The sequence below is a fragment of the Burkholderia sp. BCC1638 genome, from assembly GCF_902833195.1.
GTDB classification, from domain to species: Bacteria; Pseudomonadota; Gammaproteobacteria; order Burkholderiales; family Burkholderiaceae; genus Burkholderia; species Burkholderia diffusa.
Genome location: NZ_CADFEC010000026.1, coordinates 59,387 through 74,602 on the forward strand (window position 1 = coordinate 59,387; position 15,216 = coordinate 74,602).

Annotated in this window: 15 protein-coding genes; 12 read left to right on the plus strand and 3 right to left on the minus strand. The window is 66.2% G+C overall.

The window, feature by feature from the left end; all coding sequences use genetic code 11:
* The first annotated feature begins 26 nt into the window (after positions 1-26).
* Genes HWX22_RS24715 through HWX22_RS24755 form a run of 9 tightly spaced genes read left to right on the plus strand, consistent with a single transcriptional unit; the run spans position 27 to position 8,067 of the window.
* Positions 27-1,124: an extracellular solute-binding protein gene (locus tag HWX22_RS24715; protein WP_175916574.1), complete on the plus strand. Its 1,098-nt coding sequence runs from the start codon at positions 27-29 to the stop codon at positions 1,122-1,124.
* 4 nt (positions 1,125-1,128) lie between these two features.
* On the plus strand, positions 1,129-2,052 hold the full coding sequence (locus tag HWX22_RS24720) for an ABC transporter permease (RefSeq protein WP_175916575.1): 924 nt from the start codon (positions 1,129-1,131) through the stop codon (positions 2,050-2,052).
* On the plus strand, positions 2,049-2,891 hold the full coding sequence (locus tag HWX22_RS24725; protein ID WP_175910267.1) for an ABC transporter permease: 843 nt from the start codon (positions 2,049-2,051) through the stop codon (positions 2,889-2,891). Before HWX22_RS24720 ends, HWX22_RS24725 begins: the two co-directional genes overlap by 4 nt.
* A 40-nt stretch (positions 2,892-2,931) precedes the next feature.
* Positions 2,932-4,005 carry an ABC transporter ATP-binding protein gene (locus HWX22_RS24730; protein WP_175910269.1) on the plus strand — a complete coding sequence of 358 codons (1,074 nt, stop codon included), beginning with the start codon at positions 2,932-2,934 and terminating at the stop codon, positions 4,003-4,005.
* 40 nt (positions 4,006-4,045) lie between these two features.
* Entirely contained in the window at positions 4,046-4,864 is an 819-nt protein-coding gene (locus tag HWX22_RS24735; RefSeq protein ID WP_175910270.1) for a transporter substrate-binding domain-containing protein, read from the plus strand.
* 43 nt (positions 4,865-4,907) lie between these two features.
* Positions 4,908-5,672, plus strand: coding sequence for an amino acid ABC transporter permease (locus tag HWX22_RS24740; RefSeq protein ID WP_175910271.1), 765 nt, complete (start codon positions 4,908-4,910; stop codon positions 5,670-5,672).
* On the plus strand, positions 5,669-6,325 hold the full coding sequence (locus HWX22_RS24745) for an amino acid ABC transporter permease (protein ID WP_175910272.1): 657 nt from the start codon (positions 5,669-5,671) through the stop codon (positions 6,323-6,325). Before HWX22_RS24740 ends, HWX22_RS24745 begins: the two co-directional genes overlap by 4 nt.
* 40 nt (positions 6,326-6,365) lie before the next feature.
* Positions 6,366-7,091 (plus strand): amino acid ABC transporter ATP-binding protein, encoded by a 726-nt coding sequence (locus HWX22_RS24750; RefSeq protein WP_175910273.1) that lies wholly within the window; start codon positions 6,366-6,368, stop codon positions 7,089-7,091.
* A 40-nt stretch (positions 7,092-7,131) separates the two neighbouring features.
* On the plus strand, positions 7,132-8,067 hold the full coding sequence (locus tag HWX22_RS24755; protein ID WP_244135280.1) for a LysR substrate-binding domain-containing protein: 936 nt from the start codon (positions 7,132-7,134) through the stop codon (positions 8,065-8,067).
* Here HWX22_RS24755 and HWX22_RS24760 read toward each other — a convergent pair.
* Both HWX22_RS24760 and HWX22_RS24765 read right to left on the minus strand, forming a co-directional pair.
* The gene (locus tag HWX22_RS24760; protein WP_175916576.1) at positions 8,012-9,058 is read right to left on the minus strand and encodes a LysR family transcriptional regulator; all 1,047 of its coding nucleotides are present in this window, start codon (positions 9,056-9,058) and stop codon (positions 8,012-8,014) included. The genes HWX22_RS24755 and HWX22_RS24760 overlap by 56 nt on opposite strands.
* Positions 9,059-9,142: 84 nt before the next feature.
* Positions 9,143-9,886, minus strand: coding sequence for an SDR family oxidoreductase (locus tag HWX22_RS24765; RefSeq protein WP_175910275.1), 744 nt, complete (start codon positions 9,884-9,886; stop codon positions 9,143-9,145).
* 194 nt (positions 9,887-10,080) lie between these two features.
* On the opposite strand from HWX22_RS24765, the gene HWX22_RS24770 reads away from it, so the two are divergent.
* Positions 10,081-11,601, plus strand: coding sequence for a PLP-dependent aminotransferase family protein (locus HWX22_RS24770; protein WP_175910276.1), 1,521 nt, complete (start codon positions 10,081-10,083; stop codon positions 11,599-11,601).
* 337 nt (positions 11,602-11,938) lie between these two features.
* Complete coding sequence (locus tag HWX22_RS24775; protein WP_175916577.1) at positions 11,939-12,439, plus strand: Ohr family peroxiredoxin; 501 nt, start codon at positions 11,939-11,941, stop codon at positions 12,437-12,439.
* Between the two features lie 96 nt (positions 12,440-12,535).
* On the opposite strand, the gene HWX22_RS24780 is transcribed toward HWX22_RS24775, so the two are convergent.
* On the minus strand, positions 12,536-13,744 hold the full coding sequence (locus tag HWX22_RS24780) for an NAD(P)/FAD-dependent oxidoreductase (protein WP_175916578.1): 1,209 nt from the start codon (positions 13,742-13,744) through the stop codon (positions 12,536-12,538).
* A 229-nt stretch (positions 13,745-13,973) separates the two neighbouring features.
* Between HWX22_RS24780 and HWX22_RS24785 the strand changes: the two genes are divergently transcribed.
* Positions 13,974-14,975 carry a bestrophin family ion channel gene (locus HWX22_RS24785; RefSeq protein ID WP_175910280.1) on the plus strand — a complete coding sequence of 334 codons (1,002 nt, stop codon included), beginning with the start codon at positions 13,974-13,976 and terminating at the stop codon, positions 14,973-14,975.
* The last annotated feature ends 241 nt before the right edge of the window (positions 14,976-15,216 follow it).

The window sequence follows — 15,216 nt, forward strand, 5'->3', positions numbered from 1 at the left end:
ACGACATCGTTCATCAGGAGACGGCCATGCAACACTTCAAGGCGGGCAGAAGGCAGGTGATCAAAACCCTCGGCACGGCACTCGCCGCATCCGCCATTCCGATGCCATTCATCAGTACTGCGAATGCACAATCGAACCGTTTCGCCGGCAAGACGCTGCGCCTGCTCACCTGGTCCGACGATACCGGCGCGGCCGCGCTGCGCAACATCGCGGAAACCTTCAGCAAGCAGACGGGCGCACGCGTGATCGCCGATCGCGCGGACGGCACGTCGGGCATGGTCGCAAAGGTCAAGGCCGCCGGCGAGCGGCCGACCTACGACGTCATCACGCTCGCGGGCGTCGGCGCGGCCGGACTCGCCGACGCGGGCCTGCTCGCGAAGCCGGACCTGAACCGGCTGCCGAACCTGAAGGACGTCGCGCCGCAGTACCGCACGGGCGCGAACGGCTTCGGCATCGGCTACCTGCTGTGGTCGGACGGATTGATCTACAACACGGCGACCGTGAAGAGCGCGCCGTCGAGCTACGAGGCGTTGTGGGATCCAAAGTATGCGGGCCGCCTGTTCCTGCCGCCGCCGGAGTGGGCCGAAGCGGTCGACCTCGCGATCATCGCCGCGAAGCTGGCGGGCGGTTCGCAGCAGAACATCGATCCGGGGTTCAGGAAGCTCGCGCAGCTCAAGGATCGCGTGATGACCCTCGGTGAAAACCCGAACCAGGTCGCCGACCTGTTCCGCACCGGTTCGCTCGACATCGGCGGCATCTATTCGCCCGCGTTCTTCCCGGACCAGATCCGCAAGCCCGACTACAAGATGGGCGTGACGTACGGGATGAAGGAAGGCTTCGCGACGCAACTGATGTTCACCGTGATCCCGAAGGCGCACCCGGGCGACCTCGACCTGATCCACGCGTTCATCAACCATTCGCTCGATGCGGGCGTGCAGGGCCGGATGGCGGCCGACGTGCTCAACGGGCCCGTGAACGCGAAGGCCGTGATTCCCGCGGAGAGCCGCGCGTTCGTGCCGTCGCCGCAGCAGATCGCTGAGAAAGCCGTGCTGCACGACGACAAGGCGCTCGCGATCGTCCAGCCGGCATGGATCAAGCGCTACACGGGCCTCTTCTCGGCGTAACGACATGGCCTCCCTGTCCTCCCCCCGCGATACGGCGCCGGCCGCCGCACCGGCCGATGCCGGGTCGAACGCCGGGCATGCGCTGCCCGGCGTGCCGCCCTGGCTGCTGCTCGCGCCGATCCTCGCGTTCCTCGCGGTGCTCGCCGCCGCGACGCTCACGGTGTTGCGAATGAGCGTCGGCGTGTCCGGCGACGAATGGCGGACCTTCACGCTGCAGAACTACATCGACCTCGCGGACCCGTACTTCGCGACGTCGCTGTGGCTCACGCTGCGCCTCGCATTCCAGAGCATGGTGTGCGCGGTGCTGCTCGCGATCCCGGTCGCGCTCGCGATGGCGCGCACCGAATCGCGGCTCGCGCGTCGGCTGATGCTCGCCGGCGTCTTGCTGCCGCTGCTCGTGAACCTGCTGCTGCAAGGCTACGGCTGGCTCGTGATGCTCGGTCCGGCCGGCTTGATCAATCGCGCGCTGCTGGCCGCCGGCGTGCTCGATCGGCCGCTCCAACTGCTGTACCGCGAGCACGGCGTGCTGCTTGGGCTGATCCAGACCGCGTTCCCGCTCGCGGTGCTGCCGCTGTCGAGCGCGCTGCGCGCGGTGTCACGCGCGTACGACGAAGCCGCCGCGACGCTCGGTGCGAGCCGCTGGCAGACGCTGCGGCACGTGACGTTGCCGCTCGCGATGCCCGGCCTCGTCTCCGGCGCGCTGCTCGTGTTCGCGTACAACGCCAGCGCATTCGCGGTGCCGCTGCTGCTCGGCGGTCGACGCGTGCCGATGCTCGCGGTGCTCGTACACGACCAGGTCGCGCCGTTGCTCAACTGGCCCGCCGCGTCGGCATCGGGCGTCGTGCTGATGGCCGCGACGCTCGTCGTGATGGCGGTTTCCCAGCGCCTCGTGCGCACCCTGCAACATGCCGGCGAGGTCAACCGATGAATACCCTGCTCTTGCGCGCGCCTATGCCCGGCCGCCTCGGACGCGCGACCGGTGCGCTCGCGACGCTCGTGTTGTTCCTCGCCGCGCTGCCCATCCTGACGATGATCACGATGTCGTTCGGCGCATCGGGCACGCTCGAATTCCCGCCGCGCGATGTCAGCCTGCACTGGTATCGCGCCGCATGGCAGACGTTCGTGTCGTCCGATGCGGGCAGCGCGCAGTCGATGGGCGCCGCGTTGACGACGAGCCTCGTCGTCGCGGTCGCGACGATGCTGATCGCGACCGCCGTGTCGGTACCCGCGGCGTATGCGCTGTCGCGCTGCCGCTTCCGCGGCAAGACGCTCGTCGAGCAGCTCGTCGCGTTGCCGATCGTCTATCCGCTGGTGATGCTCGGGCTCGCCCTGCTGATCGTGTTCAACGCACTGCCGGTCGAGCTCGGCATCGCGCGGCTCGTGGTCGCGCACGTGATCCTGACGCTGCCGTTCACCGTGAAGAACTGCGCCGCCTCGGTTGCGTCGATCGGCCCCGACTTCGAGGAAGCCGCGTGCGTGATGGGCGCGAGCCCGCGTCGCGCGCTCGTCGACGTCGTGCTGCCGCTGATGCGGCCCGGCATTCTCGCGGGGATGCTGTTCGCGTTCATCGTGTCGTTCAACGAATTCACGGTGACGTTCTTCCTGTACAGCATCGACACGATGACGCTGCCGGTCTGGCTCTACAGCCGCACCGTGTCGTCGCTCGACCCGACCGTGTTCTGCTTCGCCGTGTTCACGGTCGCGATCGACTTCGCGCTGATCTGGATGCTCGAAAAACTCGTCGGCGACAAGGGCGTCGCGCTTTGATGCGCGCGCGGCCCCGCCCTCGCCCGTGCAAGGAACCCACATGACCCAGCTCATCCTCCAGAACGTGACCAAGCGCTTTCAGCAAGCGTATGCGGTCGATCACGTCGACCTGTCGGTGCCCGACGGCAAGCTCGTCTGCTTTCTCGGCCCGTCCGGCTGCGGCAAGACCACGCTGATGCGGATCATCGCCGGCCTCGAAACGCCGACTTCAGGCACCCTGACGTTCGCCGGCCGCGACCTCACGCACGTGCCCGCCAACCGGCGCGATTTCGGAATGGTGTTCCAGTCGCTCGCGCTATTTCCGCACATGACGGTCGCGCAGAACATCGAGTATCCGCTGCGGCTGCGCAAGACGGCCAGGGCCGCGCAGGCGCAACGCGTCGCCGAGCTGCTGGAGCTGATCCAGCTTCCGCACATGGCCGACCGGCTCGTCACGCAGCTGTCGGGCGGGCAGCGCCAGCGCGTCGCGATTGCACGCGCGATCGCATCGTCGCCGCGTCTGCTGCTGCTCGACGAGCCGTTGTCGGCACTCGACGCGAAGCTGCGCGAGGCGATGCAGGTCGAGATCCGGCTGCTCCAGCAACGGCTCGGCATCACGACGATCATGGTCACGCACGACCAGCGCGAAGCGATGACGATGGCCGACGAGATCGTCGTGATGGAGAAAGGCCGGATCCAGCAGGTCGGTCGGCCGCTCGACATCTATCGCGATCCGGTCAACGAATTCGTCGCCGACTTCATCGGCCTCGGCAACATCCTGCCGGTCGCGCGCGACGGCGACGACGCGATCGTCCTGCCGGGCGGGCAGCGGCTCGCGATCGAGCGCGCGCCGAACCCGCCACGCGCGACCGACGCCGTGCGCCTGCTGATTCGTCCCGAGGACGTCTGCGTGCGCCCGGACTCGACAGCGCCGCGCGGTCCGAACACGCTGGCCGGCACGATCACGTTCGTACGCGACGTCGGCGCGTCGATCGAAGCGACGATCGACTGCCGCGGCTTCACGCTGACGGCCGCGACCACGCCGCGCGAGACACCCGACCTGCACGTCGGCATGCCGGTTGCCGCCGAACTGCCCGCACACGCATGCAAGCTGATCGCCGCTCGCGGCGCCTGACTTTCCGTTTCTTCCCCAGCGCAGCAACAAGGATCTCACCATGAACGCATCGACCCAAGCCAACCGCCTCGTGCGACGCCTGCTCGCCCGTACCGCCCTCCTCTGCGCCTGCGCCACCGGCCTGGCCGCCTTCGCGCCGCTCGCGCATGCCGACGCGCTCGACACGATCGCGAAATCGGGCGTCGTCCGCATCGGCGTGTTCGAGGACTACCCGCCGTTCGGTTCGATCGGGCCCGACATGAAGCCGCAAGGCTATGACATTGACATGGCGAACCTGATCGGCCGGGCGCTCAACGCGAAGGTCGAACTCGTGCAGGTCACCGGCGACAACCGGATGGCATATCTCGCCGACCGCAAGACCGACATGCTGCTGTCGGTCGGGCAGACGCCGGAGCGCGCGAAGGTCATCGACTTCTCGAACGCGTATGCGCCGTACTACCTCGCCGTGTTCGGCCCGAAGTCGCTCGCCGTGAAGGGCAACGCCGATCTCGCCGGCAAATCGGTCGCAGTCGCGCGCGGCACGCTGGAGGACCTGAGCGTCAGCAAGGTCGCGCCGCCCAGCGCGACGATCAAGCGCTTCGACGATCCGAACGGCGCGATCGCGGCGTTCCTGTCGGGACAGGCGCAGCTGCTGGTGGTGGGCAACGACGTCGGCGCGACGATCATCGCGCGCCATCCGTCGATCGATCCCGAACAGAAGTTCTCGCTGTTCAGCTCGCCCGACCACGTCGGCCTGAACAAGAACGAGCCGCGCCTGATGCAAAAGGTCAACGACGCGATCGCCGGCGCGAAGAAGAACGGCACGCTGAACACCTTGTCGCAGAAGTGGCTGCACGCGGCACTGCCGACCGATCTGTGATGCGCACCGCCTCCGCCCCGCATTCCCGACCAAAGGCATCGCGATGACTTACGTGTTCGACTTCAGCGATTTCGGCCTCTACGCCGACATGCTCGCGCGCGGCATCGGCGTGACGCTTGGCCTGACCGCGGCCGCGACCGTGCTGGGCGGCCTGATCGGCACCGCCGGCGCGTGGGCCGCGCTCGCCGGCCCGCGCTGGGCGCGCGCGCTCGTCGCGTCCTACGTCGAGCTGATCCGCAATACGCCGTTCCTGGTCCAGTTGTTCTTCATCTTCTTCGGGCTGCCCGGGATCGGTGTACACATCGACGAAGCGCAGGCGGCCGTGCTCGCGATGACGATCAACCTCGGCGCCTATGCGGTCGAGATCCTGCGCGCCGGGATCGAATCGGTGCCGCACGGGCAAGTGCAGGCCGCGCGTGCGCTCGGGCTGCACGGCCGGCAGGTGTTCGGCCACGTCGTGCTGCCGCAGGCGCTCGCGAACGTGTACCCCGCGCTGCTCGGGCAGGTACTGATCGTGATGCTCGGTTCGGCTGTGGTGTCGCAGATCTCGGTGCCCGACCTGACCTACGCGGCCAACTTCATCCAGTCGCGCAATTTCCGCGCGTTCGAGATCTACATCGTCGTGACCGCGATCTATCTGCTGCTGTCGATCGCGCTGCGCATGCTGCTCAATCGCGTCGGCCGACGGCTGTTCTCCGGCCGCGCGCCGCACGGCGCGGCCGCCGCGCCGCGCCGCACCCGGGTTGCCCGCCTCGCGTGGCGCGCCCGCTCCCCTGATACCCACCTGCCGACGGAACGTGCGCGATGATCGAATTCACTTTCCAGGATATTGCATGGAACCTGCTGCTCGCCGCGCGCTGGACCGTGTTGCTGTCGCTGATTACGTTCGGCGGCGGCAGCGTCGCCGGGTTCGCGCTTCTGGCGATGCGCATCTCGCCCATGCCGGCGCTGCGACGCTTCGTGATCCTGTACGTCGAGCTGTTTCAGGGCACGCCGTTGCTGATGCAACTGTTCCTCGGCTTCTTCGGATTGCCGCTCGTCGGCATTGACGTGACACCCTGGGTCGCTGCGTCGGTCGTGCTGACGCTGAACGCAAGCGCCTATCTGGCCGACATCTGGCGCGGCTGCGTCGACGCGGTGCCGCACGGCCAGTGGCACGCGGCGGCGAGCCTCGGCATGACATGGGTGCAGCGGCTGCGCTACGTGGTGTGGCCGCAGGCGTGGAAGATCGCGCTTGCGCCGACGGTCGGTTTCCTCGTGCAGGCGGTGAAGAGCACCGCGCTCACGTCGATCATCGGGCTGACCGAACTGACCAAGACCGGCAACATCATCACCAACGCGGTATTCAAGCCGTTTCCGATCTACGCGATGGTCGCGCTGCTCTACTTCGCCATGTGCTTCCCGCTGACGTGGTATGCCCGCGCGCTCGAGCAGCGCCATCGCATCGCGAAGGCGCGCTGAACCGGCGCCGTGCGCGCCTCAATTCGATGCAGGTACTTTCATGATTTCCATCAGCAACGTTTCGAAGTGGTACGGCCAGTTTCAGGTCCTCGCCGATTGCACGACCGAGGTGAAGAAAGGCGAGGTGGTCGTAGTGTGCGGCCCGTCGGGCTCGGGCAAGTCGACGCTGATCAAGACCGTGAACGGCCTCGAGCCGTTCCAGCAGGGCGAAATCCTCGTGAACGACCAGTCGGTCGGCGACAGGAAGACGAACCTGTCGAAGCTGCGCTCGAAGGTCGGGATGGTGTTCCAGCATTTCGAGCTGTTTCCGCATCTGTCGATCACCGAGAACCTGACGCTCGCGCAGATCAAGGTACTCGGCCGCGGCAAGGACGATGCGACCGAGAAGGGCATGAAGCTGCTCGATCGCGTCGGCCTGAAGGCGCATGCGCACAAGTTTCCGGGCCAGTTGTCGGGCGGCCAGCAGCAGCGGGTCGCGATCGCGCGCGCACTGTCGATGGACCCGATCGCGATGCTGTTCGACGAACCGACGTCCGCGCTCGATCCGGAAATGATCAACGAAGTGCTCGACGTGATGGTCGAGCTCGCGCAGGAAGGCATGACGATGATGGTCGTCACGCACGAAATGGGCTTCGCGAAGAAGGTCGCCCATCGCGTGATCTTCATGGACAAGGGCGCGATCGTCGAGGACGACCGCAAGGACGATTTCTTCTCGAATCCGAAGTCGGATCGCGCGAAGGACTTCCTCGCGAAAATCCTGCACTGAGCGATACCGCGTCGCCGCCCGTTCCACGCCGATTCTCCCGATGAAACGACTTCCCTCCCTCAATGCGCTGCAGGTCTTCGACGTCGTCGCCCGTCACGGCAGCTTCACGCGCGCCGCCGGGCACCTGTGCCTGACCCAGGGCGCCGTAAGCCGGCAAATCCTCGCGCTCGAAAGCTTCTATCAGTTTCCGCTGTTCAAGCGCACGCCCAAGGGGCTGACGCTGACGGCCGAGGGCGAACTCCTGTTGCCGACGGTACGCGAGAGTTTCGCGCGCATCGAGGAAGTATCGATGCGCCTTTTGCGCAGGCGCACCGAGCTCGCGCTGAAGGTGCCGACCTGCATGATGCAGTGGATGCTGCCGCGAATCATGCGGTTCCAGGCCGAGCATCCCGAACTCCAGGTGCAGATCACGACCACCTGGGAGCATCACGTCGATTTCCGCATGGAACCGTTCGACGCCGCGGTGATCTACGCCCCCGGCGCCGGTCCCGACATGCACGCGATCCCGTTGTTCGAGGAGCGGCTCACGCCGGTCTGTGCCCCGAGCCTGCTGGACCGGCAGCCGATCGCGAGCCTCGACGACCTGGCCCGTCATACGCTGCTGCATCCGACGCGCGATCACCGCGACTGGAAACGGTGGCTCGACCATGCGGGCGCGCCGTACGTCGACTCGACTCGCGGGTTGAGCTTCGAGACGCTGGATCTCGCGACACACGCGGCGATCGACGGTTACGGCATCGCGATCGGCGACAGGACGCTGGTGGACGAGAGCGTGGTGGCGCACCGGCTCGTGATGCCGTTCGACATCTCGTTGCCGACGGGGATGGGCTATTACTTCGTGTATCCGGGCGGGACCGAGCAACAACAGAAGATCCAGCTGTTCGGCGACTGGATCGCCGACGAACGCGCGTGGCGTTGCATCAAGCCGCCAGCCCCGGCGACGCGGCCGACGCCAACAGCGGCACTTCCGGATTGAACCGCGTCATGCAGTTCAGATCGAGCGCGCGAATCTGCTCGGTCATGAAGTCGACGAAGATCCGGATGCGCGTCGGAAGGTGCTGCCGGCTCAGATAGCAGATGTAGTGGCCGCGATCCTCCGGCACATGCTTCGCCAGCGCGACGACGAGTTCGTTCGACGCGAGATGGTCGCGAATCTGGTAGCCCGCCAACTGCGCGATGCCCGATCCGTTCAGCACCGAACGCAACACCAGATCCGCATCGTTGAAGGTGAGGCGCGACGCCGGCAGGTACTTCTGCACGCGGCCGTCCACGTTGAACTCCCATTCGAACAGGCGCCCGCTCGCAAACCGGAAATTGATGCACTCGTGCCTGTCGAGGTCGTCGACGCTCTGCGGAAGGCCGTGCTTCGCCACATACGACGGCGCCGCGCACAGCGCCATCTGCATCGGAATCAATTGCCGGGCGATGATGCTGGAGTCCTCGATGCGTCCGTTCCGGAACGACACGTCGATCCGTTCGGACACCAGATCGACGGGCCGGTCGTCGAGCAGCAGATCGATGATGATGTCCGGATACGCGTGCGCGAACTTTTCCAGGAGCGGCGCCACGATCTTCCTGCCGAATCCCACTGCCGAGCTGATGCGGATGAGGCCGCGCGGCGGCCCCTGCCGCAATTCCAGCATGTCGTTCATGGCTTCGACGATCTGCGCCACGCCCTGATGGCAATTCTCGAAGAAGCGCCGGCCCTCGCACGTCAGCTCGGTCGTGCGCGTGGTCCGCTGGAACAGCCGCGTGCTCAACTGCGCCTCCAGCTTCTGGACGTTCCGGCTCACGGCCGGCCGCCCGACGCCGAGCAGTTCCGCAGCCTTGGTGAAACTCCCCTCGCTCGCCACGGCGACGAATGCAAGGATGCCTGCATAGCTCGCGCCGAAGCTCGCCGACAGTGCATCGGCGCGACTGGCCAGGTCGCGACGCGCGTCGTGTTCCGATGGTTCCGAATGATTCATTTCCGCTGCCCCCAGACAATGCTGCTCAAACGGACTGATTCGTCGCCGGCCTGCGCCGGCGTACCGCATACATGCGAACGTGAATCAGCGTCTTGCCAGCCACTGGTCGAGACCGATGCGGCCGAGCCGCGCGGCCCCGAGCGGCACCAGCGACGTTTCCTCGACGCGGCCGCCGTAGTAACGGGCGTCGCGATCGGTCACCACCGCGCGCGTATCGCCGACCGACTTCAGGTAGCGCGCGACGATCTCCGCGAACGGCGCACGATCCGGGCCCGCGATCTCGATCGTGCCGTTCTGCGGCCCGGCGAGCGCGGCCTGCGCGACGAGTGCCGACACGTCTTCTGCGGCGATCGGCTGGAACAGTCCGTCGCCGATGTGCACGGTGCCGTCTTCGGTGCCGAAATCCGCGATGCCGCCGATGAATTCCATGAATTGCGTCGCGCGCACGATCGTGTACGGCACGCCCGCCGCCTCGATCGCCTGCTCCTGCGCCACCTTGGCCGCGAAATAGCCGTTCTCCGGCATCCGGTCGCAGCCGACGATCGACAGCGCGACGTGATGGCGCACGCCTGCAGCCACTTCGGCCTTGCCGAGATTACGCGCCGATGTGCGGAAGAAGTCCAGCACCGCCTGCGGTTCCCATGACGGTGCGTTCGCCACGTCCACGACGACGTCCGCGTCCGTCAACGCGTCGGTCAAGCCCTCGCCCGTGATGGTATTGACGCCCGTGCGCGGCGATGCAGCCAGCGCCTGGTGGCCCGCTTCCTCGAGCAGCGTGACGACACGCGAGCCGATCAGGCCCGAACCGCCGATGACAACGATCTTCATCGCAAAATCTCCTGACGAATGGATTTCATGTGAATGCGAGGGGGACATGACGAGTACCGGATCCGGTGAAAGGCGGTGATGACCGTCGCATCGCGTGGCGCAATTGTGGAAGAATCATGTCCTATCCAGCAGTGCCAAGAATCGTCGATCGGACTGGTCCATGCCGTGCCTGTTCCGTCACCCACGAGGCCTTCATGTCTGCGCAACCCTCCACACTGACCATCGAAATCGACCGGCAGCATCAATTGCCGATCTACCTGCAGATCTGCGAGCGGTTCAGAACCGCGATCGCCGCGGGCCACCTGCGTCCCGGCGATCGCGTGCCGGCGCTGCGCGGTCTGGCGACGCAACTGAACACGGCGCGCGGCACCGTCGAACAGGCATACACGATCCTGGTCGACGAGGGATATCTGCAAATGCGCGGCGCGGCAGGCACGTTCGTCTCGCCGTCGCTGCCGAAATCGCTGCCGCGGGCAACGCCCGCGCATGACGATGAATCGGCAGCGCACGTGAACAACGCCGGCGTGCTTCAAGCGCCGGGCACGTCGCGCGACAACCCGCTTCCACGGCGCGCGCAACCGATCGCCGTCGCGATGAGCGGCGAGCCGCGCCCGTTGCAGCCCGGGGTCCCCGCCCTCGACGCCTTTCCGCGCAAGGTCTGGCACCGCCTCGTGTCGCTCCGCGCGCGCAGCGGCGATCGCGCGCTGCTGGGCTACCCGAATCCGGCCGGTTACCGGCCGCTGCGCGAGCACATCGCCACCTATCTGGGGCTGTCGCGCGGCGTCACCTGCGTGCCGGAACAGGTGTTCATCACCAGCGGCTACCGCGCCACGCTGGAACTCGTGCTGCGCAGCCTCGCGCGTCCGAACGATCGCGTGTGGTTCGAGGACCCCGGCTATCTGCTCGCACGCAGCTTCCTGTCCGAGACCGGCGTGCAGCTCGTCCCGGTGCCGGTGGATGCCGAGGGAATCGACGTCGGGCGCGGCCTGCAACTGGACGCGCACGCGCGCTTCGCGCTCGTGACGCCGTCGCATCAGAGCCCGCTCGGGCATACGCTGTCGCTGTCCCGCCGCGTCGCCCTGCTGGACTGGGCCGAAAAGACGTCGGGGTGGATCGTCGAGGACGACTACGACAGCGAGTTCCGCTATCTGGGCCGCCCGCTGCAGGCGCTGAAGAGTCTCGACCGGCGCGATCACGTGATCTATTGCAGTACCTTCAGCAAGGCGATGTATCCCGGCTTGCGGCTCGCGTACGCGGTCGTGCCGGAGCGTGCGGTGGAGCGCGTCGAACGCGTGGCCTGCAGCATGAACGCCGGCTCGCCGGCGCTCCTGCAGGCAGCCCTGGCCGATTTCATCGAGCAGGGCCACTTCGCCCGGCACCTGAAGCGCATGCGCACGCTGTACGGCGAGCGCCGCACGCTGATCGTGCACGCATTACGGCAGGCATTCGGCGAGCGGCTGATCGTCGAGTTGCCGCCGGGCGGCATCCAGTTCGCAGTGCGGTTCACGGCGGGGCCCGACGGGCCGGTCGACGACGTCGCCGTCGCCGCGCGCGCCCGCGAAGCCGGGCTCGCGGTCCTGCCGCTGTCGATCTGGTATACGAACAGCCACACGCAGCAAACGCCGCGCGGCCTCATCATCGGGTTCGCGAACATCGCCGACGCGGACGAAGCACAACGTCACGCCCAAACGCTGCGCGCGTGCCTGGGCCGCTGACGCGCGGCGTGCACCAATCGCGTGCGACCATGCGTGCCGGCAACCGCTGCCGCCGGGCGCCTCGTTGAAATTCACGGCACGTTCCGGATTGGTGTCCAACGGGAAACATACAATCGCCCGGAACGGCCGTACCGCCATCCTGTGCGCGCCTCTAGCATGGAAGCGTCTTTCTCCCGTAGACGAACCGGGAACCGGGCTGCACCGGAAGATTGCCGCATTCCTCAGACAATCCGCCGCGCCCGTCATTCCCTGAATACGCAGCCCAGCCCCTTCGCAAGACGTTTCGACGCCCGAATGACCGAGGGTCGGAGCGTGTCGCTGAATTCGAGCACGCATCATGGATGACAAGAAGCTGCAAGCCCCGCCGCTTTCCCTCCTCGACAGGTACCGAGGCCGGGATTTTCGACCGCTTTACACCACGACCGTCACCGTGTCCGGCGGCGAGACGGGCCATGGCCGCGCATCCGGCGTGGTCCGCTCGGATGACGGAAATCTCGCCGTCGACTTGCGCCTGCCCACCGAGTTTGGCGGGCCCGGCAACGGGACCAATCCGGAGCAGTTGTTCGCGGCAGGCTTCGCCGCGTGCTTCCACGGCGCGCTCAATCTGCTCGAGAAACGCGCCGATATGGAAACGCCCGACACCACTGTGGAGGTGCAGGTTTCGTTCGGCCGCGATCCCATGGATGGCGGCTATGCGTTGCTCGTCGACGTCCGGGTACGGATGCCGGGCGTCGATCGAAACCTCGCGGAAGAAATGGTTCGAACCGCGGAACGCTTGTGCCCGTACGCGAAGATGGCCCGGCAAGGCACCGTCAATATCGTGACCGTCGTCGACTGACCTGGCGCTCGTCGTGCCGCGGCAGCGTGTCGTCCGTTGCCGGAACGGCGCGCCGCCCCCCGCCGCGCATCTCGCGATACGCGCGGGGGCAACCGGTCAATCGAACGATGCCTGCGGGTTACCGGCCGCCAGCGCCGCGGTCCGATTCGGTGCCGGCGGATAGATCCATTGCGTGTTGATCATCTGCTTGCGCGCCTTTCCTTCGGCACGCGTCAGTTTGATCTGCCGATCCCAGCCTTCCGAGTACACGGCACCCCAGTCGCCCAGGTCGACGCATGTCGCATAGAACGGCTGCCGATATTCCAGCGTCGGCACGCCGATCAGATCCGCCGCGACGTTGTGCCCGCCGAATTGCCCCATCACGATCGCGTGCTGGCACGACATCAGCGCATAGTGCCCTTCATCGTCGCTGCGCGCGCGCGCCACGTCTCCCGCGACGAATACGTGCGGCGCTTCCGCCACGCGAAGATCCGGTGCGACTTCGACGCGCCCGAGCGGGTCCAGATGCGAGGAGACCTGCGACGTCAGCGGGCTCGCCTGCATTCCGCCCGCCCAGATTACGGTCATGGCCTCGATGTGCGTGCCCGACGCGGTACGAACGCCGTCGGCCGCGACCGACACGACGCGCGATCCGAGCACGGCCTCGACGCCCAGCGACGCGAAGGCTTCGGCGACATACGGTCGAGGATTGGGGCCGAGATCGGGACCGATGTCGTCCTGCGCGCCGATCACGACGACACGCCCCGTCGTCTGCGGGCCGAACCAATCGCGCAAGCGCTTCGGCAACTCGGTGGCGACCTCGATGCCCGTAAAGCCGCAGCCGACTACCGCGACCGTATTGCGTGCCGGCGATTCCGGCAGTTTCGCCAGCGCCGCGAAGTGTTCGTCGAGCGCGACGGCGTCCTCGATGCGATCGACCGAGAACGCGTGTTCCGCGAGCCCCGGCACCGGCGGTTTGCTCAACCTGCTGCCGCTCGTCAACAACAGCCTGTCATACGCGAGCAGACGTCGCTGGCCGTTGCCGCACGCGACACTGACCGTCTTCTCGCGGACGGTAATCTCCTCGACGCTGCCTTCGAGAAACCTCACGCCGACCGCATCGAGCAGCGGCAACAGCGGCGCGGCCATCCGCTGCGGCTCGCTTTCGTACAGCCGCGGCCGGATCTGCAGTTCCGGTTTCGGGGAGATCAACGTGATCTCAACGTCGCCGCCCGTCACGCCGGCACCATCCAGCACGCGCGCCGCACCCAGCGCGCCCCACACGCCGGCGAAACCGGCACCCACTATCAGGATCTTCTGCGACATGATCATTGCCCTCGGTTGATGTCGATGGCGGCAACTCGCCGCGCGAATTCATCCTAGGTCGACACGGCATTGCGCAGTAGATCCGCAGTCGTGCTCACGATGTTGCCGCTTCGGCACCAATCCATCGCACGCCGCACGGATCGATCGCAGGCATGATGTCGGCGAACGATCGCACGCGACTCGAACGCCGTCTTCGTCACCCACCTGAATCAACGATGAGGCAAATAAAATGCACATGGGGAAATCGTACAAACTGTCGGAGTTCCTGATCTGGACGCGCTGGAAAATTTACGAGCTGCTTATTTTCGGTTCGGTTCCGGTTGTCCTGTACAAGTTCTTCTCCGTTACGTGGCTGTCGATCCCCCTGACGATCGTGGTTCTGCTCGGCACCGCGACCTCGTTCATCGTCGGCTTCAAGAACGTTCAAACCTACAACCGCGCGATGGACGCGCTGGAAATCTGGACCGATATCCTGAGCAAGAGCCGTCGCTGGGGCCAACTCGCCCGCGACTTCGTCACCGATGACGAGATCGCCCGAAAACTCGTCGATCGCCACCTGGCGTGGCTGACCGCGCTGCGCTATGACCTGCGTCGCCCGCGCGTCTGGGAAAGCACGAGCAAACGCTACAACGCGGAGTACCGCCGGTTCTATCGCGTTCCGGAATGGGAAAAGGACATCAGGGAATTGTTGCCGAAGTACCTCTCCTCTACCGAAACGGAGCAGGCGCTCTCGTCGCCTTGCATCGCGACGTTCGTGCTGAGCCTGCAGGGCACTTCGCTCAGGACGCTTCACATGGCCGGCCATCTGAATTCGAACTTCTACATGGAGCTTCAGAAGACCGTCGGCGACTTCATCGATCTTCAGGCAAGATCGGAACGCTTCAAGAACTTTCCCTACCCGCGTCAGTACGCGACCGTCAGCGCCCTGTTCGTCCGGTTCTTCTGCCTGTCACTTCCGTTCGGCCTTCTGAACGAATTCAACCGGTTGAACGACAGCGTGAGCGGTTTCATGCACGGCAACATGGTCTGGCTGGTCGTGCCGTGCAGCGTCGCCGTTTCCTGGATGTACACCTCGCTCGAGCAGGTTGGCGAAAGCACCGAGAACCCGTTCGAAGGCGGCGCCAACGACGTGCCCATTTCAACGCTGTGCAGCACGATCGAACGCGATCTGAAAGCGATGCTCGGAGAACACGCGCGCGACCCGTCGAGCCGCACGATCATCGCGTTGTAACGCGTCAGGCGCCTCTTGTCGCGCCACCCTCCGTTCGTCGATTGTTGTCGCCGAGACAACATGATGAGGTCCTTCGCGACGCTACTGCCGCACGAGCACATCACCTACGCTTGGCGCTGACGGTGGCCGTGCATGCATGTCCGCTCCCTTCCGGGAAACGGACACGACACCGCAAGAGCAACGTGCGACCCGCGCGGCCGTCTGCGCCGCGTTGCGTCGTCGCGCGTCATTGGCCGCGCAG